General features: G+C 62.8%; 23 protein-coding genes and 4 pseudogenes. 12 read left to right on the top strand and 15 right to left on the bottom strand.

Translation table 11 applies throughout. The annotated features are described in order from the left end of the window. The first annotated feature begins 37 nt into the window (after positions 1-37). The 5 genes and pseudogenes from CUR85_RS00410 to CUR85_RS19985 all read left to right on the top strand — a co-directional run bounded on the left by CUR85_RS00410 (position 38) and on the right by CUR85_RS19985 (position 3,451). On the top strand, positions 38-694 hold the full coding sequence (locus tag CUR85_RS00410; protein ID WP_067267539.1) for an ATP-dependent Clp protease proteolytic subunit: 657 nt from the start codon (positions 38-40) through the stop codon (positions 692-694). A 124-nt stretch (positions 695-818) separates the two neighbouring features. After that, a complete protein-coding gene (gene clpX / locus CUR85_RS00405; RefSeq protein WP_067267540.1) occupies positions 819-2,087 on the top strand; it encodes an ATP-dependent Clp protease ATP-binding subunit ClpX in 1,269 nt (422 codons plus the stop codon). Between the two features lie 67 nt (positions 2,088-2,154). Next, a pseudogene (locus CUR85_RS00400) lies at positions 2,155-2,522 on the top strand (Rid family hydrolase). Positions 2,523-2,625: 103 nt separating this feature from the next. After that, the gene (locus tag CUR85_RS00395; RefSeq protein WP_067267544.1) at positions 2,626-3,009 is read left to right on the top strand and encodes an NADH:ubiquinone oxidoreductase subunit NDUFA12; all 384 of its coding nucleotides are present in this window, start codon (positions 2,626-2,628) and stop codon (positions 3,007-3,009) included. Positions 3,010-3,064: 55 nt separating this feature from the next. Beyond that, a complete protein-coding gene (locus tag CUR85_RS19985) occupies positions 3,065-3,451 on the top strand; it encodes a DUF2155 domain-containing protein (RefSeq protein ID WP_343245389.1) in 387 nt (128 codons plus the stop codon). Here the strand turns inward: CUR85_RS19985 and aat are convergent. The 8 genes and pseudogenes from aat to CUR85_RS00345 form a co-directional block, all read right to left on the bottom strand. Continuing rightward, complete coding sequence (gene aat / locus CUR85_RS00380) at positions 3,390-4,025, bottom strand: leucyl/phenylalanyl-tRNA--protein transferase (protein WP_067267547.1); 636 nt, start codon at positions 4,023-4,025, stop codon at positions 3,390-3,392. The two genes, CUR85_RS19985 and aat, sit on opposite strands and share 62 nt — an antisense overlap. Positions 4,026-4,031: 6 nt before the next feature. After that, positions 4,032-5,384 carry an acetyl-CoA carboxylase biotin carboxylase subunit gene (accC, locus tag CUR85_RS00375; protein ID WP_067267548.1) on the bottom strand — a complete coding sequence of 451 codons (1,353 nt, stop codon included), beginning with the start codon at positions 5,382-5,384 and terminating at the stop codon, positions 4,032-4,034. 9 nt (positions 5,385-5,393) lie between these two features. Further along, positions 5,394-5,917, bottom strand: a pseudogene (gene accB / locus CUR85_RS00370) (acetyl-CoA carboxylase biotin carboxyl carrier protein). Positions 5,918-6,114: 197 nt separating this feature from the next. Continuing rightward, on the bottom strand, positions 6,115-6,867 hold the full coding sequence (locus tag CUR85_RS00365) for an ABC transporter ATP-binding protein (RefSeq protein WP_067261816.1): 753 nt from the start codon (positions 6,865-6,867) through the stop codon (positions 6,115-6,117). 33 nt (positions 6,868-6,900) lie between these two features. Continuing rightward, positions 6,901-7,665: an ABC transporter ATP-binding protein gene (locus CUR85_RS00360; RefSeq protein ID WP_067261818.1), complete on the bottom strand. Its 765-nt coding sequence runs from the start codon at positions 7,663-7,665 to the stop codon at positions 6,901-6,903. Between the two features lie 10 nt (positions 7,666-7,675). Then, positions 7,676-8,881, bottom strand: a complete 1,206-nt coding sequence (locus CUR85_RS00355) for a branched-chain amino acid ABC transporter permease (protein WP_067261820.1) — start codon at positions 8,879-8,881, stop codon at positions 7,676-7,678. 3 nt (positions 8,882-8,884) lie between these two features. Next, positions 8,885-9,912 (bottom strand): annotated as a pseudogene (locus tag CUR85_RS00350) (branched-chain amino acid ABC transporter permease). A gap of 101 nt (positions 9,913-10,013) precedes the next feature. Continuing rightward, positions 10,014-11,360 carry a substrate-binding protein gene (locus CUR85_RS00345; RefSeq protein ID WP_067261823.1) on the bottom strand — a complete coding sequence of 449 codons (1,347 nt, stop codon included), beginning with the start codon at positions 11,358-11,360 and terminating at the stop codon, positions 10,014-10,016. A gap of 234 nt (positions 11,361-11,594) precedes the next feature. Between CUR85_RS00345 and CUR85_RS00340 the strand changes: the two genes are divergently transcribed. The 4 genes and pseudogenes from CUR85_RS00340 to CUR85_RS00325 all read left to right on the top strand — a co-directional run bounded on the left by CUR85_RS00340 (position 11,595) and on the right by CUR85_RS00325 (position 16,368). Then, positions 11,595-12,887 carry a helix-turn-helix transcriptional regulator gene (locus tag CUR85_RS00340; protein WP_067261825.1) on the top strand — a complete coding sequence of 431 codons (1,293 nt, stop codon included), beginning with the start codon at positions 11,595-11,597 and terminating at the stop codon, positions 12,885-12,887. A gap of 117 nt (positions 12,888-13,004) precedes the next feature. Then, positions 13,005-13,373 (top strand): response regulator transcription factor, encoded by a 369-nt coding sequence (locus CUR85_RS00335; RefSeq protein WP_067261826.1) that lies wholly within the window; start codon positions 13,005-13,007, stop codon positions 13,371-13,373. A 6-nt stretch (positions 13,374-13,379) separates the two neighbouring features. Next, on the top strand, positions 13,380-13,670 hold the full coding sequence (locus CUR85_RS00330) for a hypothetical protein (protein ID WP_067261828.1): 291 nt from the start codon (positions 13,380-13,382) through the stop codon (positions 13,668-13,670). Beyond that, positions 13,670-16,368 (top strand): annotated as a pseudogene (locus tag CUR85_RS00325) (ATP-binding protein). The gene CUR85_RS00330 and the pseudogene CUR85_RS00325 overlap by 1 nt, the downstream one beginning before the upstream one ends. Before the next feature lie 32 nt (positions 16,369-16,400). On the opposite strand, the gene CUR85_RS00320 reads toward CUR85_RS00325, so the two are convergent. Both CUR85_RS00320 and CUR85_RS00315 read right to left on the bottom strand, forming a co-directional pair. After that, the gene (locus CUR85_RS00320; RefSeq protein ID WP_067261831.1) at positions 16,401-16,823 is read right to left on the bottom strand and encodes a protein tyrosine phosphatase family protein; all 423 of its coding nucleotides are present in this window, start codon (positions 16,821-16,823) and stop codon (positions 16,401-16,403) included. A 67-nt stretch (positions 16,824-16,890) separates the two neighbouring features. Next, a complete protein-coding gene (locus CUR85_RS00315; RefSeq protein ID WP_168612596.1) occupies positions 16,891-17,130 on the bottom strand; it encodes a hypothetical protein in 240 nt (79 codons plus the stop codon). 107 nt (positions 17,131-17,237) lie between these two features. Here CUR85_RS00315 and CUR85_RS00310 point away from each other — a divergent pair, with 107 nt between their 5' ends. The 3 genes from CUR85_RS00310 to tig all read left to right on the top strand — a co-directional run bounded on the left by CUR85_RS00310 (position 17,238) and on the right by tig (position 20,053). Beyond that, a complete protein-coding gene (locus tag CUR85_RS00310; RefSeq protein WP_067261835.1) occupies positions 17,238-17,522 on the top strand; it encodes a DUF2312 domain-containing protein in 285 nt (94 codons plus the stop codon). A gap of 127 nt (positions 17,523-17,649) precedes the next feature. Further along, positions 17,650-18,567 carry a calcium/sodium antiporter gene (locus tag CUR85_RS00305; RefSeq protein WP_067261837.1) on the top strand — a complete coding sequence of 306 codons (918 nt, stop codon included), beginning with the start codon at positions 17,650-17,652 and terminating at the stop codon, positions 18,565-18,567. Positions 18,568-18,721: 154 nt separating this feature from the next. Further along, on the top strand, positions 18,722-20,053 hold the full coding sequence (gene tig, locus CUR85_RS00300) for a trigger factor (protein WP_067261839.1): 1,332 nt from the start codon (positions 18,722-18,724) through the stop codon (positions 20,051-20,053). Between the two features lie 294 nt (positions 20,054-20,347). On the opposite strand, the gene CUR85_RS00295 is transcribed toward tig, so the two are convergent. From CUR85_RS00295 to rpsR, 5 genes are all read right to left on the bottom strand, one after another. Continuing rightward, positions 20,348-22,306: a bifunctional 2',3'-cyclic-nucleotide 2'-phosphodiesterase/3'-nucleotidase gene (locus tag CUR85_RS00295; protein ID WP_067261841.1), complete on the bottom strand. Its 1,959-nt coding sequence runs from the start codon at positions 22,304-22,306 to the stop codon at positions 20,348-20,350. A 72-nt stretch (positions 22,307-22,378) separates the two neighbouring features. Continuing rightward, complete coding sequence (locus CUR85_RS00290) at positions 22,379-22,864, bottom strand: transglycosylase SLT domain-containing protein (RefSeq protein ID WP_067261842.1); 486 nt, start codon at positions 22,862-22,864, stop codon at positions 22,379-22,381. A 127-nt stretch (positions 22,865-22,991) separates the two neighbouring features. Further along, positions 22,992-23,282: a hypothetical protein gene (locus CUR85_RS00285; RefSeq protein WP_067261844.1), complete on the bottom strand. Its 291-nt coding sequence runs from the start codon at positions 23,280-23,282 to the stop codon at positions 22,992-22,994. Positions 23,283-23,443: 161 nt separating this feature from the next. After that, positions 23,444-24,070 (bottom strand): 50S ribosomal protein L9, encoded by a 627-nt coding sequence (gene rplI / locus CUR85_RS00280; protein WP_067261846.1) that lies wholly within the window; start codon positions 24,068-24,070, stop codon positions 23,444-23,446. An 11-nt stretch (positions 24,071-24,081) separates the two neighbouring features. Beyond that, on the bottom strand, positions 24,082-24,309 hold the full coding sequence (gene rpsR / locus CUR85_RS00275) for a 30S ribosomal protein S18 (RefSeq protein WP_005852865.1): 228 nt from the start codon (positions 24,307-24,309) through the stop codon (positions 24,082-24,084). Positions 24,310-24,330 lie beyond the last annotated feature (21 nt).

Raw genomic sequence — 24,330 nt, 5'->3', positions numbered from 1 at the left:
GGTATGGTCCCGCGAACAGGAACTGAGGCAGGCACGCATGAACGATCCGATCAACACCTATATGAACACGCTTGTCCCGATGGTGGTTGAGCAAACCAGCCGGGGCGAGCGGTCCTACGACATCTTCTCGCGTCTGCTGAAAGAGCGGATCATCTTCGTCAACGGCCCGATCCACAGCGGGATGAGCCATCTGGTCGTCGCCCAGCTGTTGCACCTTGAGGCCGAGAACCCCTCCAAGGAAATCAGCATGTACATCAACTCGCCCGGTGGCGAGGTGACGGCGGGCCTGTCGATCTACGACACGATGCAATATATCAAGCCCAAGGTCTCGACCCTGATCTGCGGTATGGCAGCCTCCATGGGGTCGGTCATCGCGATCGGCGGCGAGAAGGGCATGCGTTTTGCGCTGCCCAATGCAGAGGTGATGATCCACCAGCCCTCCGGCGGCTCGCAGGGCATGGCCGAAGATATCCTGATCTCGGCGCGGCACATCGAACGCACCCGTGAGCGGATGTATCAGCTCTATGTCAAACACTCCGGCCAGCCGCTGGAAACCGTTCAAAAAGCGCTCGACCGTGATCTGTGGATGACGCCCGAGGAAGCCAAGGAATGGGGCCATCTGGATGAGATCGTCGAAAGCCGTGGCAAGGCCGATGAGGCTGCCGCCGGTGGCAAGGACAAGAAAGACAAGTAATCGAAGGGGCCCGGCGCTGCATATTTTGCGATTGTAGCGCCGGGGTCACTGGCCTAAGCTTGAGGCCAAATCTCGCGGCCCCAAGACTGGGGCGGACATACACGACAGACCTGAAAGGTTTGAGATGGCGAATAATTCCGGCAACGACAGCAAAAATACGCTCTACTGTAGCTTCTGCGGCAAGAGCCAGCACGAGGTGCGCAAGCTGATTGCGGGGCCGACCGTGTTCATCTGCGACGAATGCGTCGAGCTGTGCATGGATATCATCCGAGAAGAGACCAAAGCCTCGGGCCTCAAGGCGACCGATGGCGTGCCCACGCCCCGCGACATCTGCGGCGTGCTGGACGACTATGTGATCGGTCAGGCGATGGCCAAGCGCGTGCTCTCGGTGGCGGTCCACAACCACTACAAACGGTTGAACCACGCCCAAAAGGGCGGCGATATCGAACTGGCGAAATCCAACATCCTGCTGATCGGCCCCACCGGCTGCGGCAAGACGTTGCTGGCGCAGACGCTGGCGCGTATCCTTGACGTGCCCTTCACCATGGCCGATGCGACCACGCTGACCGAAGCCGGCTATGTCGGCGAGGATGTGGAGAACATCATTCTCAAACTGTTGCAGGCGTCGGAATACAACGTCGAGCGGGCACAGCGCGGCATCGTCTATATCGACGAGGTCGACAAGATCACCCGCAAGTCGGAAAACCCCTCGATCACCCGCGACGTGTCGGGCGAGGGCGTGCAGCAGGCGCTGCTGAAGCTGATGGAAGGCACCGTGGCCTCCGTGCCGCCGCAGGGCGGGCGCAAGCATCCGCAGCAGGAGTTCCTGCAGGTGGACACCACGAACATCCTCTTCATCTGCGGCGGTGCGTTTGCCGGTCTCGACAAGATCATCGCGCAGCGCGGCAAAGGCTCTGCCATGGGCTTTGGCGCCGATGTGCGTGACAATGACGCCCGCGGTATTGGTGAGATTTTCACCGACCTCGAACCCGAAGACCTGCTGAAGTTCGGTCTGATCCCGGAATTCGTGGGCCGTCTGCCGGTTCTGGCGACGCTCGAAGATCTGGACGAGGACGCTCTGGTCACCATCCTGACCGAGCCGAAGAACGCTCTGGTCAAGCAGTACCAGCGTCTGTTCGAATTGGAGGACACGCAGCTGACCTTCACCGATGACGCGCTGCAAGCCATCGCCAAACGCGCAATTGAACGGAAGACCGGCGCGCGGGGCCTGCGCTCCATCCTCGAAGATATCCTGCTCGACACGATGTTCGAACTGCCGGGGCTGGAGACGGTGAGCGAAGTGGTCGTCAACGAAGAGGCCGTCTCATCCGAGGCCAAGCCGCTGATGATCCACGCTGACAGTGAAAGCAAAGAACCAGCCAGCGCGGGCTAAGCGCGTAAGGCAAAGTCATAGGGGCGGGCCATCTGGTCCGCCCTTTTGCGTTTCAGGGGAGGGTTTTATGCGGCGCATTTCATCTGGCGGCATCTATGAGGGTAAGATCGGCTACAGCCGCGCTGTGGTGGCGGGAGGCATGGTCCATATCTCGGGCACCGTGGGTGAGGGGCAGAGGTGACAGCGCAATGCGCGGCGGCACTAGCAACGATCGAGGCGGCCTTGGCCGAGGCAGGAAGTGATTTCGCCCATGTGGTGCGCGTTACCTATATGCTGCCCGACGCGGCGGAGTTCGAAGCCTGCTGGCCCCTTCTACGCGCGGCCTTCGGCGCGCATCCACCCGCCGCAACGATGATCGAATGTGGGCTGATCGACCCGAAATACCGGATTGAGATCGAATGCACGGCTCTTCTGCGCGCGGCGGCAGAGGGCTGATTTTCGGCGACGAATCCTGCCGCGTGTGGAACCTCCTGCGCGGTGAGGCTGGACGCCAAAGCCTCCATGGTGCATATAACGGGCAACAGGAACGGAGACCTCAATGGGCATTCTCAATTCACTTCTGCGCAGTGTCACGTGGTGGAACGGCCAGACGCTGAACACCCAGCTTTTCACTTGGCGCAAGGGCAGCAAGGTGGGCGAAGACGCGCAGGGCAACGTCTATTACCGCAACGCCGATGACAGCAAACGCTGGGTCATCTTCAACGGTGAGGCCGAGGCGAGCCGCGTGAGCCCCGATTGGCATGGCTGGCTGCACCGCACATGGGATGAGCCGCCGACCGACAAGCCGCTGGCGCATAAGCCTTGGGAAAAGGCCCATGTCGAGAATCGGACCGGCACCGCCATGGCCTATGCCCCCGCCGGGTCGCTGCGCCGCGCCGAACCTGTCGAACGTAAGGATTACGAGGCCTGGCAGCCTGAATGATCGGTTGGCCGCGCCTTTCGCGCGGCCCCAAAGCTCACGCAATCCGGGTGGACCCATGAAAAAGCTTCTCTTGGCCGCGCTTGTTCTGGCCGCGCCGCTTCACGCTCAAGAGGGCGGGCAGGTCGCCAGTGCCTCGGGCGGCGTGTTGCGTGCCTTGGACAAGATTTCAGGCGACACGACCGATCTGGTGATCGCTAAGGGTGACCGCCTGACCTTGGGCAATTTGCAGATCACCATGGTCGATTGCCGCTATCCCGCGGGGGATCCGGCGGCCAATGCCTATGCCGCGCTTGAGATTACCGAAGAGGGCAGCAACAGCGCCTTGTTTTCCGGTTGGATGATCGCCTCGGCCCCGCGCTGCACGCGCTGGAGCATTTTCGCTATGACATCTGGGTCATGCGCTGCAGCACGTCCTGAAGGCTGTCCAACTCAGGCGCGTTGAACCGCGCATTGCCGCGTTTCGCCACATCGAGCTGCGCGTGATATTCTGCCCGCGAAATCTCCACCGCCCCGAGAGAGGCGAGGTGATCGGTGAGAAACTGCGTATCGAACAGGGTGAACCCCGCGCGGCGCAGCCGATCTACCAGCGCCGCCAGCGCCATTTTTGACGCATTGGTCCGGCGCGAAAACATGCTTTCGCCAAAGAACGCGCGCCCAAGCGTCACTCCGTAGACGCCGCCCACCAGCGCGTCACCGTCCCAAACCTCAAGCGAATGGGCATAGCCCGCGCGGTGCAGTGCGGTGTAAAGTGCGGTGATCTCGGCATTGATCCATGTGTCTTCGCGGTCGGCGCAACCGGCCACGACAGCTTGGAAATCACGGTTGATCGTATGGTGAAAGGGGCTGCGCCGAATGGCGCGGGCCAGAGAGCGTGAGATGTGGAAACCATTGAGCGGCATCACCCCACGGCGCCGCGGATCGACCCAGAAAATTTCCGGGTCGTCGCGGTGTTCCGCCATGGGGAAAATCCCGATGGAATAGCCGTGGAGCAGGATCTCGGGCGTCAGATCCGACATGTCATGTCAGCCGTCGCCGAGGTTGGTTTCCAGCCAATGCTCAAGCCAGTGGATGTTGTAGCCGCCCGATTGGATGTCTTCTTCGGCCAGCAGGGCGTGGAAGAGTGGCACGGTGGTATCGACACCGTCCACGATCAACTCACCCAGAGCGCGCCCCAGACGGGCCAGCGCCTCGGGACGGTCGCGGCCATGCACGATGAGCTTGCCGATCAGACTGTCGTAGAAGGGCGGGATCGAATAGCCGTCATACAGCGCCGAATCCATCCGCACGCCAAGCCCGCCGGGGGCGTGATACTGCGTAATCTTGCCCGGGCAGGGCGCGAAATTCGGCAGTTTCTCGGCGTTGATGCGCACCTCGATGGCATGGCCGTTGATCTGCAAATCATCTTGCGTGAAGGACATCGGCAGGCCTTCGGCCACGCGAATCTGCTCGCGCACCAGATCGACGCCAAAGATCGCTTCGGTCACCGGGTGTTCCACCTGCAGACGGGTGTTCATCTCGATGAAGTAGAACTCGCCGTTCTCGTAAAGGAACTCGATCGTGCCGGCACCGATGTAGTTGATGTTGGCCACGGCGTCGGCGCAGGTCTTGCCGATGCGGGCGCGTTCCTCGGCGGTGATCGACGGGCCGGGGGCCTCTTCGAAGACCTTTTGGTGGCGGCGCTGCAGCGAACAGTCCCGCTCGCCCAGATGCACGGCATTGCCCTTGCCGTCGCCAAAGACCTGAATTTCGATGTGGCGCGGCGTGGTGAGGTATTTCTCTATGTAGACTTCGTCGTTGCCGAAGTTTGACTTGCCCTCGGCCCGCGCGGTCTGGAAGGCTTTCTCCATGTCGGCTGCGGTCTGGGCCACTTTCATGCCCTTGCCGCCGCCACCGGCGGTCGCCTTGATGATGACCGGATAGCCGATTTCCTCACCGATGCGCTTGGCGTCTTCCAGCGAGGTCACGCCGCCGTCGGAGCCGGGCACGCAGGGCACGCCGAGCTTTTTCATCGTGTCCTTGGCGGTGATCTTGTCGCCCATGACGCGGATATGCTCGGCGGTGGGGCCGATGAAGGTGAGCCCGTGATCCTCGATCACCTGCACGAAATTCGCGTTCTCGGACAGGAAGCCGTAGCCGGGGTGGATCGCCTCGGCGCCGGTGATCTCGCAGGCCGCGATGATGGCGGGGATCGAGAGGTAGGATTGGGTCGAGGAGGGCGGGCCGATGCAGACGGATTCGTCGGCCATGCGCACGTGCATCGCGTCACTGTCGGCGGTGGAATGCACCGCGACGGTCTGGATGCCCATCTCGCGGGCCGCGCGGATGACGCGCAGCGCGATCTCTCCCCGGTTGGCGACTAGGATTTTGCTGAACATGTCCGGCCCTTATTCCAGGATCACCAGCGGCGCGCCGAATTCCACGGCATCGCCGTCGCCGACGAGGATGCGCTTGACGGTGCCGGCGCGGGGGGCGGGGATGTGGTTCATGGTCTTCATCGCCTCGACGATCAGAAGCGTGTCACCTTCGGAGACCGAGGCCCCCACGGAGATGAACGCCGGCGCGCCCGGCTCGGCCTGAAGATACACGGTGCCGACCATGGGCGAGGTCACGGCGCCGGGGTGATCAGCCGGATCGGCGTCGGCAGCAGGGGCCGGAGCAGCGGGGGCGGCAGCGGCGGGCGCCGGGGCGGCGGCGGGCGCCGGGGCGGCGGCGGGCGCCGGGGCGGCTTGGTACTGTTGCTGGGGGCGGCCATGACCTGCTGCGGGGGCTTGCGGCTGACGCGCACGTTCAGGCTGTCATCCTCGGCATAGTCGCGTTTCACCTGAAGCTCGGTCAGGTCGTTTTCATTCAGCAGCTCGGCGAGGGCCTTGATGAAGGCCACGTCAGCGTCATGGGTTTTGTTTGTCATTGGATCCTCGAAGATTTCGGCAGGCCTGCGGCCCGTCGCTGCGCGATTGATTGGCACGCTTATAGGGCATGGGCAAAGCCATGAAAAGCCAACTGTTGTCTAGGGGGTAGGATCGGTTTTTTGTCGCGCAAAGCGGTCCGGGGCGCGAGAATGAGGCTGGGCCTCAGCCGCGCGCGCCGGACCTGAGTGACCTTAGGTCAGATCGCGAGGTATTCTGCGCGCAGTTCCGCATTGTCGAGCACCTCGGCGGCGGTGCCGTCAAAGACCACGCCGCCGGTGTCGAGGATCACCGCCCGGTCGGCCAGTTTCAGCGCCCGCACCGCGTTTTGTTCGACCAGAATCGTGGTGATGCCCTGCGCCTTGATCAGCCCCAGCGTCTTTTCGATCTCATCCACGATCACCGGCGCCAGCCCTTCATAGGGTTCATCGAGCAGCAACACCTTGATGTCCCGGGCCAAAGCGCGTGCGATGGCGAGCATCTGCTGCTCCCCGCCCGAGAGGGTCACCCCCTCTTGATGGCGCCGCTCGCGCAGGCGCGGGAAGAGGTCATAGAGCCGGTCGAGCGACCAGCCGATGGGCGGGGCGATCTGGGCGAGTTTGAGGTTCTCTTCGACCGTGAGGCCGGAAATGATGCGCCGGTCTTCGGGCACCAGTGCCAGCCCCGCGGCAGAGGCTTGGTGGCTGGCCATATTGTGCAGCGGCTGATGGTCAAGCCAGACCTCGCCGCGTTTCAACTCTGGGTCGCTCACCCGCGCGATGGCCCGCAGGGTCGAGGTTTTGCCGGCCCCGTTGCGGCCGAGCAGGGCGAGAATCTCCCCTTCATGGACGTTAAAGCTCACCCCCTGCACGATGTAGCTTTCGCCGTAATAGGCGTGAATGTCCCAGACCGAGAGGAAGGCGGGGGCGGTTTGGGCGTGGTTGGCGTTTTTGTCGAGCGTGCTGGTGGTCATATGCTGTCCTAGATCTGCGGCAATAGGAGGGGGTCAGGCGGCGTCTTGGCTTTCGCCAAGGTAGGCTTCGCGCACCTTGGGGTGGCCCTTGATCCGGTCGGGCGTGTCTTCGACCAGCGGCGTGCCTTGGGCCAGCACGGTGATCCGCTCGGCCAGTGAAAAAACGACATGCATGTCGTGTTCGATGATGGCGATGGTGATGTCGCGCTCATCCTTGATCTGTTTGAGCAGGTCGATGGTGTTGTTGGTGTCGGCCCGCGCCATGCCGGCGGTCGGTTCGTCCAAAAGCAGCAGACGGGGGTCTTGGGCAAGGCACATGGCGATCTCCAACCGCCGTTTGTCCCCGCGCGACATGGAGGCCGCGGGCATGTGCCGTTTGTCGATCATACGCATGTCGCGCAGCATTTCCTCGGCCTTGTCGATCATGTCGCGCTGGCCCACGACCCGCGACCAGCCGTTCAGTTGAAATGCCCCGTCGCGTTTGGCAAGGCAGGGGATCAGCATGTTTTCCATCACCGTCAGATCACCAAAGATTTCGGGCGTTTGGAACACGCGGGAAATGCCCATCTGGTTGATCTCATAGGGTTTGCGCCCCAGCACCGACTGCCCGTCGAACATGACGGAGCCGGTATCGGGGATGAGCTTGCCCACCAGACAGTTCAGCAGGGTGGATTTGCCTGCCCCATTGGGACCGATGATCGCGTGGACGGAGTTCTCCGCCACGCTGAGGTTCACGTCGCTCAGCGCCTGCAACCCGCCAAAGCGCTTGCCGACATTTTTGACTTCGAGAATGGCCATGATGTCTCTCCTATTCCGCGGCTTCGCTGCGCTGTTGGGCGGCGTCGGCCTCGACCGAGCCTGCGTTCTTGTCCCGGCGGCGGAAGACCCGGCCCAGACGTTGCCCGCCCTCGACCAGCCCACCGGGCAGGAAGATCACGACCAGCATGAACAGAAGGCCAAGCGTCAGGTGCCAGCCCTTGCCGACGAAGGGGTGGATGATCGCGACCATCGCGTCTTCGATCCCGTCGGGCATGAAGGCGAACCAGCCGTGCAACACGTTGTCGTTGATCTTGGCAAAGATGTTTTCGAAGTACTTGATGAAGCCTGCGCCCAGCACCGGCCCGATCAATGTGCCCGCGCCGCCAAGGATCGTCATTAGCACCACCTCGCCCGATGCGGTCCATTGCATCCGCTCGGCCCCCGCCAGCGGGTCCATCGCCGCCAGCAGACCGCCCGCAAGCCCGGCATACATGCCCGAGATGACAAAGGCCGCCAGCGTGTAGGGCCGCGTGTTCAACCCGGTGTAGTTCATCCGCTGCTGGTTAGATTTCACCGCCCGCAGCATCATGCCGAAGGGCGAGCGGAAGATGCGGATCGCCAGATAGAAGGCGAGGATCAGGAAGACCGCGCAGAAATAGTAGCCGACGGAGAAGGTGAAGGTCCAACCACCGAAGAACAGCGTCGTCGAGGAGTTCATCGCAGCGCCGAAGAGATTCGGGAACGAAGGCGCGTCGACGGCTTGGAGGTACTGCGGATCGGAAGTGTAGATCTGCAACCCCGTCTCACCATTGGTGATCGGCGTCAGCACCGAATAGGCGAGGTTGAAGGACATCTGAGCGAAGGCCAGCGTCAGGATTGAAAAGTAGATGCCCGAGCGCCGCAGGCTGATGTAGCCGATCAGTGCCGAGAACAACCCCGCCATGATGACGGCCAGCACCAGCGCGGGCACGACGTTGTAGCTGAGCAGTTTGAACATCCAGACAGCAGAGTAGGAACCGACCCCCAGGAAGGCCGCATGGCCAAAGGAGAGATAGCCGGTCAGCCCGAAGAGGATGTTGAACCCGATGGCAAATATGCCAAAGATCACAAAGCGTTGCATCAGGTCGGGGTAGCCCGCGTTGAACTGTGCTAGGCCCGAATCCGCCGGAAAGGGGTTAAGGATGAAGGGGGCGAAGAGCGTGAGAACGATCACGACCCCCAAAAGAAGCGTATCGCGTTTTTCCAGTCCGAACATGTCTTATTCCTCCATCACGCCGCGGCGTCCCATCAGACCGCGCGGGCGGACCAGCAGGATCACGATGGCAACGACGTAGATGATGATCTGGTCGATACCGTAGATGATGCTTTTGATTTCATTCATGGAAGCGAGGCTTTCGAGGATGCCCAGCAGGAACCCCGCCAGCACCGCGCCCGGCAGCGAACCCATGCCGCCGACCACGACGACGACAAAGCTCAGCACCAGAAAGTCCATGCCCATGTGATAATTGGGCGAGTTGATCGGCGCGTACATCACGCCCGCAAGCCCCGCCACGGCGGCGGCGATGCCGAACATGATGGTAAAGCGGCGGTCGATGTCGATGCCCAGAAGGCCCACGGTCTCACGGTCCGCCATGCCTGCGCGGACCACCATGCCGAAGGTGGTGAATTGCAAGAAGGCAAAGACCGCGGCGATGATGAGGGTCGAAAAGCCAAAGTAGACCAAGCGCCAATAGGGGTAGGCCAACGACGTGTCCAAACCCAAGAGCGGCGCGAAGTCGAAGCTGCCCACGAAAGCCTGCGGCGCAGGGGTGGGGATTGGGTTGGCGCCGTAGAAATATTTGACGACTTCCTGCAAAACGATGGCGAGGCCGAAGGTCACGAGGATCTGATCCGCATGGGGCGCTTGTAGAAATGTTTGATCAGCCCGCGTTCCATGATGAAGCCAATGAGCAGCATCACCGGGATCGCAAAGAGGATGGCCAGCGGCACCGACCAATCAATGATCGCCTGTCCCGTTTCCGGCCCGAACCACTGTTCGACATAGGGGGTTTTGACCTTCAGCGGATTGCCGAGGAAATCCTTCTTGGTCTCGTCGATGGTCTCGACGCTGAGCGTCAGAATGCGTTGCAGCGTGACCGAACAGAAGGCCCCGATCATGAAGAGCGCCCCATGGGCGAAATTGACCACGCCAAGGGTGCCGAAGATCAGCGTCAGCCCAAGCGCGATCAGCGCATAGGCCGAGCCTTTGTCGAGGCCGTTGAGTATTTGCAGAAGGATTGCGTCCATGGTCCCCACCTGTAAGGGAAGCGTTTACAAGCGGCATGGCCGCTTGCAGCGATAAAAAGGGCGCGCAGGATCAGGCCCGCGCGCCATCTGATGTCAGCGGATCACGCGCCGGGGTTGCATTTGCCCAGATCACCGCCCGCGAACATCGGGTGATCGGGGGCATATTCGACCTGTGCACGGGGCGTCTGTTCGACGATCTCCAGCGTGTCGTATTCGCTGGTCGGGTTCTCGGCCCCCTTCATCACGAGCACGTCTTTGAAGCACTGGTGATCATCCGCGCGGTAGAGTGTCGGCCCGTTGCCCAGCCCGTCGAACTCATAGCCCTCAAGCGCCTCGACCACGGCGCAGGGGTTGAACGAGCCCGCGCGTTCCACCGCATCGGCATAGAGCAGCGTTTGCACGTAGCAGGTATGCGCGGAGTTCGACGGCGGGCGGCCGTATTTCTCGCCAAAGGATTTGGTGAAGGCCTTGGAGCCTTCGTCTTGCAACTGCCAGTTCCAGTTCATCGAGCCGATCACGCCCTGCACGTTGGCCCCGGCACCGGCGGCCATCAGCTCGGAGTAGAGCGGCACGACGATCTCGAACTTCTTGCCGTTGACCTGTTTGTCGAGCAGGCCGAACTGCACCGCGTTGGTGAGCGAGTTCACCATGTTGCCGCCGTAGTGGTTCAGCACCAGCACATCGGCGCCCGAGTTCAGCACCGGCGCGATATAGGAGGAGAAATCGGTCGAGGCGAGCGGCGTCAGCACGTTCTCCACGGTCTCCCAGCCCATTGCCTCGGTCGCGGCGGCGATGGATTCCTGCTGGGTCCAGCCCCAGTTGTAATCCGCGGTCAGGTGATAGGCGCGACGCTCAGAGCCATAGGCGTTCTTGAGCACCGGGGCGAGAGCGGCGGCGGACATATAGGCGTTGAAGAAATGCCGGAAGCCATTGGCCTTGCGGTCCTTGCCGGTGGTGTCATTGGCGTGGGTGAGACCCGCCATGAAGATCACGCCCGCCGATTGGCAAAGGTCTTGCACCGCCACGGCCACGCCCGAGGACGAGCCGCCGTTGATCATCACCGCGCCGTCTTTTTCGATCATCGATTTGGCGCTGGCGCGGGCCGCGTCGGATTTCGTCTGGGTGTCGCCGGTGACATATTCGACCTTTTTGCCCAGAATACCGTTGCCCTTCAGCGCCTTGGAGCTGAAGGTGTTCATCATGCCGCCGTCGCCCCCGCCATTGAGGTGTTCGACCGCAAGCTCCTGCGCGCGCAGCTCATCCAGACCTTCTTCGGCATAGGGGCCGGTCTGGGGTACGTTGAAGCCAAGCGTCACGGTGCTGCCCGTGGGGGCATTGGTGAAGCCCGCGTGATTTTCCGCGCGCAGATAGGTCGGCAGCGCCAACCCTGCACCGGCAACCGCGCCGGTCTGGATCAGCCCGCGGCGTGTCAGTTTCGTAAACGACATGAAGTCCTCCCATTTTTGTAAGTCGCAGCAGCGGAACCTCCCCCCGATGCCACAACACGCAATAGTGCAAAGAAACTATGGCGCGGAAAATGAAAACCGATCAATAAGGCGCTTGATCGAAACGATTTTTTTGTAAATATATTCGCAATCATGCCGGAAGGGCTGTAAAGAATATGATATTGCGGCGCAGAAAGACCTTGAAACAACGGGCGAAAAATCACGCGGGGCCGTCCCATGCGTGAGGGGCTAACCGGCAGCCGCATCCGTGAGCGGCGCGTGATGGCGGGGCTGAAACAGGCCGAGCTTGCGCAGCAAAGCGGCATCTCGGCCAGCTATCTCAACCTCATCGAGCACAATCGGCGCAGAATCGGCGGCAAGCTCTTGCTCAATATCGCCCATGCGCTTGGGGTCGAGCCGCAGGCGCTGACCGAAGGGGCCGAAGCCGCGCTGATTGCCACGCTGCGCGAGGCGGCGGAGGATGCGGGGCTGACCGGGCCAGAGAGCGACCGGGCGGATGAATTCGCGGGGCGGTTTCCGGGCTGGGCCAAGGTGCTGGCCAACAGCCAGCGCCGCATCGCGGCACTGGAGCAGACGGTCGAGGCGCTCTCGGACCGGTTGGCCCATGACCCGCAGCTTGCCACCTCCATGCACGAGTTGCTCAGCACCGCCGCGGCGATCCGTTCCACCGCCGCGATTCTGGCCGAAACGGACAGTTTGCAAGCGGAATGGCGCGATCGGTTTCACGCCAATATCCACCAAGACAGCCGTCGCCTGTCCGACAGCGCGCAGGCGCTGGTGACCTATTTCGACAATGCCGCCGAGACTCGCGAGGTGGCCCATTCGCCCCAGGCCGAGGTTGAGAGTTTCCTCGCCGCGCATGACTACCGCTTCGACCCTTTGGAAGAGGCGCGCGCCCCGCAGGCGGCGATTGCGGCGCTGGTCGAACAGGCCGATACGCTCAAGACCAAGGCCGCGCAGCATATCGCGACGGGTGTGTTACAACAGATCGCCCGCGATGCGGCGGCGCTGCCTTTGGCGCGGCTGGAGCGGGCGGCGGGGGAGATAGGTCACGATCCTGCCAAACTGGCGCAGGCACTCGACCAGCCGATGGGCCGGGTGCTGCGGCGCTTGGCGTCACTGCCTGACCTCGGCGCGGGGCTGGTGGTCTGTGACCGTTCTGGCAGCGTGACATTCGCCAAGTCGATCGAGGGGTTCACCGTGCCGCGCTTTGGCGCCTGTTGCCCGCTTTGGCCGCTCTTCGCGGTGCAGGGGCAGCCGGGACTGGTGATGAAATCCCGCGTCATGCAAATGGGGCGCGGGCAGGCGGAGTTCGAAGCGATTGCCACCTGCGAAGTGCAAGCTGCGGCTGCCTATAACACGCCGCCGCTCAGCCAATCGGTCATGCTGCTCTTGCCGGTCCCCTCGGGGGTGGCGCCGGCGCAGCAGGTGGGGGCGACCTGTCGCATTTGCCCGGTGGAAGGATGCCGCGCGCGGCGCGAGCCTTCGATCCTGCGCGAGGGGATCTGAGGCGGCGCGGAAGGCAGTTTTTGACAGGGCTGGCAAACCGATGCATGCTCCCCCCGGTGCGCGAGACCCCGCAGCAAGACGGGGCGGCCGCACACCGAGGGGGGAGACTTTTTGCCGATGAGCAAACTCGTAGTTCTGGTGGAGGACGAGGTGAATATCGCCGAGGCCATCCGCTTTTTGCTGAGCCAAGAGGGTTGGCGTGTGGAGACCTTGGCCAATGGGTCAGGCGCGGTGGAGGTTATCCGCAAGGCATCGCCGGATCTGGTCATGCTCGACGTGATGCTGCCGGGCAAGAGCGGTTTCGAGATATTGGATGAGCTGCGCGGTGACCCCGAAACCGGTGCGTTGCCGGTGCTGATGCTGACCGCACGGGGCCAAAGCCGGGACCGCGCCATGGCCGAAAAGGCGGGTGTCAGCCGCTTCATGACCAAGCCGTTCTCGAATGCCGAGATGCTGGACGCGGTGCGCGACCTGATCGCCAGTTGATCCGCCATGCCCCGTAGGCCGATCTTTCTGGAAAAACGCGGCTACCGTCAGCGGCGGATGATGGATGCGGTGCGCCTGCTGCCGTTTCTGGGGCTGATGCTGTGGATGGTGCCGCTGCTTTGGCCCGTGCCAGCGGGCAGCCCGGACCCCACCGCACCGACCATCCCGATGAGCGTGGCGCTGCGCTATCTCTTTGGGGTCTGGGCGCTGCTGATCTTGGGAACATGGGCGCTCTGGCGGCGGACGCGGGATGTGGCCTCGGGTGAGGATGTAGCACAGCCGGACGGGCCGCGCTGATGGTATCGCTCAACCAGTTGGTCGCGGTCTGCCTGATGTATGTGGCGGGGCTTTTCATCGTGGCCTTCGCCGCCGAACGCGCGGCCCTGCGCGGGCAGGGCGGCTGGCTGCTGCGCTCGCCGCTGGTTTATACCCTGTCGCTGTCGATCTACTGCACCGCTTGGACCTTTTACGGCGCGGTGGGATATGCGGCGCGCTCGGGGCTGGAATATGTGACCATCTACCTCGGCCCTTCGCTGGTGATGATCGGCTGGTGGTGGGGGCTGCGCCGTTTGGTGCGGATCGGGCGAAGCCATCGCGTCACCTCGATCGCGGACCTGATTTCATCGCGCTACGGCAAGTCCAACACGCTGGCGATCGTGGTGACGGTGATGGCCGTGATCGGTGTGACGCCCTATATCGCGCTGCAATTGCAATCGGTTATCCTGTCGCTGTCAATCTTCGCCGCCGCCGACGTGCCGCTGGCCGAGGCGGGGGGCGATGTGATCAACCGGGGGCAGGCGGCGCTTTGGGTCGCGGCGGGGCTGACGCTGTTCACGGTACTGTTCGGTACGCGAAACCTGAATGTGAACGAGCGGCATCACGGCGTCGTCATCGCCATCGCCGTTGAGGCGGTGGTCAAGCTGCTGGCGCTGGTGGCGGTGGGGGTCTACGTTATCTGGGGTCTGGCCGGAGGCTTGGGCGAGACCTTGGCGCGGATCGACGCCTCAGACATCGGGCAATGGCAAGTGCAGGGCAGCCGTTGGGCCGCGTTGACCGTGCTTTCGGGGGCCGCGCTTTTGTGCCTGCCGCGTATGTTTCAGGTCATGGTGGTCGAGAACGACGACGAGCGGCAGTTGCAGATCGCAAGCTGGGCCTTCCCGCTGTACCTGATGCTGATGAGCCTTTTCGTCGTGCCCATCGCGGTGGTGGGGCTGGACCTGATGCCTGAGGGCGCGAACCCCGATCTCTTCGTGCTGAGCCTGCCGCTCAGCCAAGGGCAGAACGGGCTGGCGATGTTGTCATTCTTGGGCGGCTTCTCTTCGGCGACCTCGATGGTGATCGTCGCCACGCTGGCGCTCTCGACCATGGTGAGCAACCATATCGTCATGCCGATCTGGCTGGCGCTGCGCCGCGATGGGGCGACGCAGTCGGGGATGTGCGCAATATCGTCATCCTTGCGCGGCGGCTGTCGATTTTCTGCGTGGTGGGCTTGGGTTATCTCTACTATCGCGCCTCGGGCGGCAGCGGGGCGCTGGCGGCGATTGGCACGATCTCCTTTGGCGGGGTGGCGCAGTTTTTGCCCGCGATGCTGGGCGGGGTGCTCTGGCGCGGGGCCACGCGGACCGGCGCGCTTTGCGGGCTGGGCACGGGCTTTGTGCTTTGGGTCTTTACCATGCTGCTGCCCAGCTTTGGCGCGGATGTGGCCCTGTCGAGCGCGACCTTGGAGCAGGGGCTTTGGGGCCTCGCATGGCTGCGCCCCGAGGCGCTCTTTGGCATCGCGGGGATCGACCCGACGGTGCATGCGGTGGTCTGGAGCCTTGCGCTCAACACGCTGGTTTTCGTCGTCGTCTCCCTCTTTAGCTTCCCCACACCGTTGGAGCGGCTACAGGGCGCGCAATTCGTCAATGTCTTTGACCATTCCGGCCCGGCGCGGGGGTGGACGGCCTCGGTCGCGGGCAGCGAAGACCTGATGATCATGGCGCAGCGCATCTTGGGCGCGACGGAGGCGCAGGCGTTTTTCACCCGCGAGGCCGAGCGGCAGGGGCAGGGGCGGCGTCTGCCCGAGCCCACGCCACGATTCGTGCAGGCGCTGGAGCGGGAGTTGGCGGCCTCGGTCGGGGCGGCCACGGCCCATGCGATGGTGGCGCAGATCGTCGGCGGGGCCTCGGTCTCGGTCCAAGACCTGCTGGCTGTGGCCGACGAATCCGCGCAGATGCTGGAGTATTCCAGCCAGTTGGAAGCCAAGTCGCGCGAGTTGACCGAGACGGCGGCGCAGTTGCGCGCGGCCAATGAGAAGCTGACGCAGTTGTCGTTGCAAAAGGACAGTTTCCTCAGTCAGATCAGCCATGAATTGCGCACGCCGATGACCTCAATCCGCTCGTTCTCCGAGATCCTGCGCGATGCGCCCGGTCTCACGGACGCCGACAAGAACCGCTATGCCACGATTATCCATAGCGAGACGATCCGTCTGACGCGGCTGTTGGATGACCTGTTGGATCTCTCGGTGCTGGAAAACGGGCAGGTGACGCTGAACCAGCGCGAGGGCAACCTGCGCGATCTGCTGGATCTGGCGGTGACCACGGCGCAGGCTGGGGTCACGCGGCCGCTCAAGGTGCTGCGCGATCCGCAGGCCGAGGATATTGTGCTGACCAGCGATCTCGACCGGCTGGTGCAGGTCTTTATCAACCTCGTCACCAACGCCCGCAAATACTGCGCGGCGGATGACCCGCGACTGGTGATCACACCGCGGGTGACGACACAGGGGCTGGTGATTGATTTCGTCGACAACGGCCATGGGATCGACGCGGGGTCGGAGGCGCTGATTTTCGAGAAGTTCTCGCGCATCACGGGGGAGGGCGATGGCGCGGGGCTTGGCCTTGCCATCTGCCGTGAGATCATGTGCCGCTTGGGCGGAGAGATCAGCTTTCTGCGGGATGTGCCCGGCACGGCCTTCCGGGTGCAGCTGCCCGCCCGCGCCCTGACCGCGGCGGCGTAGAATACCGGCCCCCAAGGGGACCGGCAGAGACCTCAAGTATAGCTTTGTCCCAGCATGGGGCGCATGTTCTCAAGGTCATACCCGCCTTGACGTGCCGCTTCGATGATCGCGTCGCTGTCCATCTCTCCGGCCTGGCCCAAGGCCCAAGCGATGGTCGAACGGGTGCCCGAGGCGCAATAGGCCAACACGGTGTCGTCGGTCTCCACGCCAAGGGCGCGGTTCTGGGCGATGACATCGGGGGTCATGGTCTGGTGCGTCAGTGGCTGTTCGGCAAAGGCAATCCCCGCGGCCTCGGCGGCGTCGCGCATGGCGGCGGCCTGATGGCTGGGCGGCACTTCCGCGTCGGGGCGGTTGCACAGGATGCGGGTGATGCCTTGGGCGCGCAGGCTTTCCATGTCACCGGGCTCGATCTGCGGGGCGACGAAATAGCGGGGGGTGATTTGGCGAATATCCATGGGCCGATTTAAGCAGATGCAGCCGCCCTGTCCAGCACCGCCGGGGCGGGCCGTTCAAACGCGCCGATCAGCCCAGCGAAATCCCGAGGATCACCAGCATCAGGCCGATCACGGAGAGAAACAGCGCGCCCATGTTCAGCGGCACAACTTTGCGCAGCACCACGCGCATCTCCTCATCGTCGAGCTGCGCGCGTTTTGCACGGCTCACCTTGATGATGCACCAGCCCAGACCGAGCAATCCCAAAAGGGATAGGCCGGCGCCGCCCCAGACCATGAGATCGAAAATAGATGTGTTTGCGCTTTCCATGGCGGCAGAGCTACGCCAAACCGCCAAGGGGGCAAGTCCCGCTTGCGGGCTGGGCGTGCAGCCTGTAGTCAAACCCGCCAGAGCCAGCCATTCCGTGAGGACTTCCCATGAGCGATACCAGCACCAATCCCGATGTCGTCGAATCCCAAGGCGATGCGACCTACCGGGTCACCGCCAATGAGCTGCGCCAGTTCGTCGAGCGGATCGAGCGTTTGGACGCCGAGAAGAAAGACCTTGCCGAACAGCAAAAAGAGGTGATGGCCGAAGCGAAATCGCGCGGTTACGACACCAAGGTGCTGCGCAAGGTGATCGCTCTGCGCAAGCGCGACAAGGACGACATCGCCGAAGAAGAAGCGGTGATGGAAATGTACAAAGAAGCCTTGGGCATGTGAGCGCCCTGCCGCGGCGGACCTGAATTTTCCGCGCGGCCTTGAATGCCTCCGGCCTATCCCCATTTGCATCGGGCGTCTGCGCGGTCTCCGCGGCGCCCGATGGTCTGAGGCCGATGAGATTTTTCCCGTGAACATTCTGTTTGTCCTTGGTGGTCTGCTGGGACTCGTGCTCGGTGGTGAGTATCTGGTGCGCGGCGCCGTGGCGCTGGCGCAGAGGGTTGGCATGTCGCCCTTGGTGATCGGGCTGACGGTGGTGGGCTTTGGCACCTCGGCCCCGGAATTGGTGACCTCGGTTCAGGCGGCTTTGCTGGGCGCGCCGGACATCGCGCTTGGCAATGTGGTGGGGTCGAACATCGCGAATATCCTGCTGATTCTCGGCCTTGCGGCGGTGATCGCCCCGGTGGCCATCTCCGGACGTAGTTTCGCGCGGGACGGGACGGTCATGCTGTCGGCCAGCCTGCTTTGCCTCGGCACTGTGCTGCTGGGGCAGGTGGATCGGCTTGCGGGGGGCGCCGCCCTCGCGGGGCTGGCGGCCTATCTGATTTACACCTTTCGCAGCGATCGAAGCGGGGCAGAGGCGATGGAGCCGCTGCCGGATCAAGCGCCGGTTTGGCTGGCGCTCGTCTGGCTGCTGGGTGGGCTTTTGCTGACCATTCTTTCGGCGCGGTTTCTGGTCACTGGGGCTGTAGCCCTCGCACAGGCCGTGGGGCTGTCTGAGGCGGTGATCGGCCTGACCATCGTGGCCGTAGGCACCTCCATGCCGGAATTGGTCACGTCGGTCATCGCCGCAAGGCGCGGGCAGAGCGATGTGGCATTGGGCAATGTGGTCGGCTCCAACATCTTCAACATCCTCGGCGTGCTGGGCATCACCGCGCTGATCCAGCCGGTGGGGGTGGCTGCGCAGATCGCCGCGCTCGATATTTGGGTGATGCTGGGGGCCACGGTGGCGCTGATCGCCTGCGCCTTTGGCGGGCGCGTGACACGCGGGCAGGGGGCGCTCTTTGCGCTGGCCTATGTGGCCTATGTCGCCGTGCTTTTGGTGTAACCCGGCACAGGGTTGTCCGGCGGGGGTGGGGGCGAATTCTGCGGATGTGGCGCGATGGGCCGCGGACCCCCTTGCGCAGGCGGTTCAACACCCATAGAAGGACACAAATTTTCGCCCGCGCCCCCGCCGCGCGGCCTTACCCTATGGAGCACACATGCAGGTCAACGAGACGCTGAACGAAGGTCTGAAACGCGGTTACAACATCACCGTCACCGCCGATGAGCTTGAAGCCAAGGTCAACGAGAAGCTGGCCGAAGCGCAGCCCGAAGTCGAGATGAAGGGCTTCCGCAAGGGCAAGGTGCCGATGGCGCTGCTGAAAAAGCAGTTCGGCCAGCGGATCATGGGCGAAGCGATGCAGGAAAGCATCGACGGCGCCATGAACGAGCACTTCGAAAAGACCGGCGACCGCCCCGCCATGCAGCCCGAGGTCAAGATGACCAATGAGGACTGGAAAGAAGGCGACGACGTCGAAGTCTCCATGTCCTACGAAAAACTGCCTGAGATTCCCGAAGTTGATCTGAGCAAGATCGAACTGGAAAAGATGGTGGTCAAAGCTGACGATGCGGCTGTCGAAGAAGCGCTGGCAAGCCTTGCCGAAACCGCGCAGGACTTCAAAGCCCGCGAAGAGGGTGCCAAGGCCGAAGATGGCGATCAGGTTGTGATCGACTTCAAAGGCTCCGTCGACGGCGAAGAATTCGAAGGCGGCGCGGCGGAAGATTACCCGCTGGTGCTGGGCTCCAACTCCTTCATCCCCGGCTTCGAAGAGCAGCTGGTCGGCGTGAAAGCGGGCGAAGAGAAATCCGTCGTCGTGAATTTCCCCGAAGAGTATCAGGCCGCGCATCTGGCCGGTAAGGAAGCCACCTTCGCTTGCACCGTGAAAGAAGTGAAAGAGCCCGTCGCCGCCGAGGTTAACGACGAGATGGCCAAGAAATTCGGCGCCGAGGATCTCGACGCGTTGAAAGGTCAGATCGCTGAGCGTCTGGAAGCGGAATATGCCGGTGCATCGCGCGCCGTGATGAAGCGTAACCTGTTGGACGCGCTCGACAAAGAGGTCAGCTTTGACCTGCCGCCGTCGCTGGTTGACGCCGAAGCCAAGCAGATCGCGCATCAGCTGTGGCACGAGGAAAACCCCGATGTGGAAGGCCACGATCACCCCGAGATCGAGCCGACAGACGAGCACAAGACATTGGCTGAACGCCGTGTCCGTCTGGGCCTGCTGCTGGCCGAGCTGGGCCAGAAAGCCGACGTTCAGGTGACCGACGCCGAGATGACCCAAGCGATCATGAACCAAGCGCGTCAGTACCCGGGTCAGGAGCGTCAGTTCTTTGAATTCGTGCAGCAGAACCAGCAGATGCAGCAGCAGATGCGCGCGCCGATCTTCGAGGACAAGGTTGTCGATCACGTGGTCGAACAGGCCAAGGTGACCGAGAAAGAGATCTCGAAAGAAGAGCTTCAGAAAGCTGTTGAAGAGCTGGAAGACGAATAAGTCTTACCGGATCAGATTTTGGAGCAGGGGCGACGGGAAACCGTCGCCCCTGTTTCGTTTGGGCTGGGTGAGAAGCGTGGCCTTTGCCTGTCACTCTGGATGGGCGTGAAGGATTACCGAACCTACTGTCGATGTCCCGCCCGGGGGCACCCCGGGGGGGCGATTTGCAAGGTCTCGAAAATTCGCAGCAGTTGTGTGCGATGGGGGCGACCGCAGGCCACCATCGTTGCAACGCCCCCAAGGGAAGGCGCTGCTCTATGTGGCAATGTCAGATGCTAATACGCAGCGGGGAGGTCACAAAGTAATCCGGAACTGCGCGAAGCCGTCTTCCGTGTCGCCTACCTGTTCCATTTCTACCCCTGTCACCTCATCGACGTAGTCCGCCGCCTTTGGCCCGGTTTCGAACATTACGCTCGTTTCCTCCAACGGCGCGAAGCGCCAGTTGCCATCGGCACGGGGGCTGATGGTGCCTTTCTCGACGATATAGCGCACAATCACGTCGCGGTTGGTGTCGGGCCCTTCAAACACGATGGTATCGCCCATCGCGCCGGGGAAGGCCCCACCGCCGCTGGCACGGTAGTTGTTGGTGGCGATGATGAATTCGGCTTTGGGATCAAGGGGGTGCCCTTCGAACTCAAGGTTCACGATCCGGCTCGCCCCAGGGTTTGCCTCAGTGCCCTTGGGGCCAAATTTGGAAGGCTGGCTGAGGTCGATCTGATAGCTCACCCCGTCGATCACATCGAAATTGTAGCTGGGGAACTCGGGGTTCAGCAGCCGCTGGTTGGCCTTGCCGGGGGTGATCTGGTTGAACATGCCGGCGGAACGTTCGAGCCAGTCTTTCACCTGCGCCCCGGTCACGCGCACCGCGCGGGCTGTGTTGGGGTAGAGGTAAAGGTCGGCGACATTCTTGATCGCCACATCGCCTTTCGGCACATCGGTGTAATACTCCGGCCCGCCACGGCCACCGGCCTTGAAGGGGGCGGCAGCAGAGAGGATCGGCAGCCCCTCATGTTCGGTCCCCTTAAGCATCTGTTCGATATACCAGCGCTGCGCGTTGGAGACGACCTGCACCGAAGGGTCATCCGCTACCAGCGCGAAATAGCTGTGCAGATTGGCGTCGGTCTTGCCCACGGCGCGGCGAACATAGGCCAGCGTCTCATCATGTTCCTGTTGGACGGAGGCAAGCACCTCGGCATCGCTTTCCACCAGCGGCATCACTGAGCGGTCTTCGTTGCGCTGTGAAATCGCGCGCGCCTCGGCGCTGTGGCTGGCGATGCGCCAGCCGCTGCCGTCACGCTCAAGCATCAGGTCGATCAGGCCGAGGTGGCTGCCCCAGAAGCCGCCCATGGTGGCGGGTTTGCCGTGGATCGTGCCTTCGCTAACGTCCACGCCCGGATAGTCCGCATAGCTGCCCGAGGGGAAGACGAGGTGGCTGTGCCCGGTCATGATGGCGTCGATCCCCTCTACGGCGGCGAGGGGGACAGAGGCGTTCTCCATCATATCCTCTTCCTTGGCCGCACCGATGCCCGAGTGGGACAGCGCGATGATGATGTCGGCCCCTGCCTCTTTCATCTGGGGCACCCATGCGCGGGCGGACTCGAGGATGTCGCGGGCCTGCACCTTGCCTTCGAGGTGGCGGCGGTCCCAGCTCATGATCTGGGGCGGGACGAAGCCGATGATGCCGATCTTGATCGGATGCATCTCACCGGCACCATCGGTCAACATCCGGTCGAGCAGGACATAGGGTTTGACCAGCGTGTCATCGTCGCTCGGTTTGGCGCCGACCTTTTTGACGACATTGGCACTGACCACCGGGAAGTCGGCCCCGGCGAGGGATTTCATCAGGAAATCAAGCCCGTAGTTGAACTCGTGATTGCCCAGGGTCGAGGCGTCATAGCCAAGCGCGTTCATCGCTTGGATCACCGGATGCATGTCGCCCTCTTTCATGCCGCGCTCATAGGCGATGTAATCGCCCATCGGATTGCCCTGCAAAAAGTCGCCGTTGTCGAGCATCAGCGTATTGGTCGCCTCGGCGCGGATCGATTTGACGATGCTGGCGGTGCGGGCAAGGCCTACGGTGTCGACCTCTTTGTCGGCGTAATAGTCGTAAGGAAAGACATGCACATGCAGGTCGGTCGTTTCCATCAGCCGCAGATGCGCCTGATTGGCCGCGGCGCGGAGAGAGAAGGGGTGGAGGGCCAGCAATCCGGCAGTGCCGGCGAGGAAGTGACGGCGGTTGAGGCGGAGGGTCATGCGGCGTTCCTTCTTGACGTGATTAACACCTACCTGAGGCGAAGCGAGAGGCCGCGCAAGCCCGAAAATTAATCACCCGTCCCGTAGGCCGGTTTCCACAAGCATGCCGCGGCGCTTGGCCTCGTAATAGTAGCCGCGGGCGTACCATTTGATGGCGGTGCCATGGTCACCGTCCGACAGGAGCCACGCGCCGCGCAGGTATTTTAGCGCGTATTTCAGATTGGTATCGGCGTCTAAAAGATCGGAAGGTTTGCCCCGGAACCCCATCGACCGCGCGGTGGCGGGCAGGATTTGCAGCAGACCGTAATAGGGGCCGTTGCGGGCGCGGGGATTGTGGGTGCTTTCGCGGATGGCCAGACGGTGCACCAAGGGGCGCGGCAGGTCATAGAAGTCGGCCCAGTGGTTGATCTTGCGTCGCAACTCTGGCGTCTCATTCGGGTGCAGCGGCAGGGCGGGGCGCTCCGGCGGCGTGGGGGAGACTTCGGGCGCGGCGTTGCAGGCGGTGAGCGTGCTGGCGGCGATGAGGGAAAGGAACATGCGGCGTGTGGTCTGAGGCATGATGCACCGGGGCTTGTTATCTCGCCCCGAGGATCGCCCCAAGGGGGCCATCGGGCAAGAGCGTAGGCGCAGGATACGCGGCCCCTTGCCCAAGCCTTGGACCCTCAGGCGCGGCTTTTCGCCATGCTTAAACGTCGGCGACGATTTCGCCTTTCATTTCGCCGGTCATGCGGCTCTGATCTTCGCGCTTTACCGAACGTCGGACCTCGTCGATCTTGAGTTCGGCGGCGTCGCGCGTGGCCCTGTCGGGCCATTCGGTGATTGCGGCACTCGTGCGCTCAGAGGTGCGGACCACGGTGATGCGGCTGGCGCCAAAGCCCTTTAGGGCGGGCAGGCGCTTTTCTTCGATGGTGCGCAGGGCCACGTCGTAATCCGCCCCGTCGGCGAGTTCCCAAGTGGTGATGGTGATGTAACGCATGTGTCATCCTCCATGCTGAATAGAGGTATCATAGCATAAATCGCGCTGTTTTTACAGGCGTTTGCGTCAGAGGCGCGCGCGGGGCGGTTGGAGGGGCTGCGCAAAAGAAATCGCCGCGCGGGGGACCGCGCGGCGTTTCATGTCAGATCGGACAGGCCGGATCAGCTGTTGCTGTCGTCCTGTGCGTCGCCCTCGGGGGTGCGCACCACGTCCGAGTCGCCGTCTTCGTCAGCGGCAGAGCCGATGTCGTCGAAGAGTTCGGAGATCTCGAATTCAGCGGCGGCTTCCTCTTCGGCGGCCAGTTCCTGAATCGATTTGCCCGATGCCTGAAGCTCGGCCTCTTCGGGCGAACGTGCAACGTTCAGCTCGATTGTGGCGTCGACTTCGGGGTGCAGGATGATGCGCACATCATGCACGCCCAGTTCCTTGATCGGGTTGCCCAGAACGACCTGCTTGCGGTCGATCGAGAAACCTTCGGCAGTCGCGGCTTCGGCGGCGTCACGGGTGGTGACGGAGCCGTAGAGCGCGCCGGCGTCGGAAGCGGAGCGAATCACGACGAACTGCTGACCGTTCAGCTTCTCGGCGAGTTTCTCGGCTTCTTTCTTGGTCTCGAGGTTCTGTGCTTCGAGCTGGGCTTTCTGGCCCTCAAAGGCCTCGACGTTGGCCTTGGAGGCCGACAGCGCCTTGCCCTGCGGCAGCAGGTAGTTGCGGGCATAGCCGGGCTTTACGTCCACGACTTCGCCCATCTGGCCCAGTTTGGCCACACGTTCCAGAAGGATAACTTGCATGTGCTCTCTCCTTACTTGACGGCGTAGGGCAGCAGGGCGAGGAAACGTGCGCGTTTGATGGCCCGGGCCAGCTCGCGTTGTTTCTTGGCCGATACGGCGGTGATGCGGGAAGGAACGATCTTGCCACGCTCAGAGATGTAGCGTTGCAGCAGACGTGTGTCCTTGTAGTCGATCGCAGGTGCGTTGTCGCCCGAGAAGGGGCAGACTTTGCGACGGCGGAAAAATGGTTTTGCAGCCATGGTTTATGTCCTCTTCTTCAA

Source organism: Sulfitobacter faviae (assembly GCF_029870955.1).
In the GTDB taxonomy this organism is placed as follows: domain Bacteria; phylum Pseudomonadota; class Alphaproteobacteria; order Rhodobacterales; family Rhodobacteraceae; genus Sulfitobacter; species Sulfitobacter faviae.
Note: the sequence above shows the minus strand (reverse complement) of the source record. Positions and strands in the feature narration are given on the sequence as shown.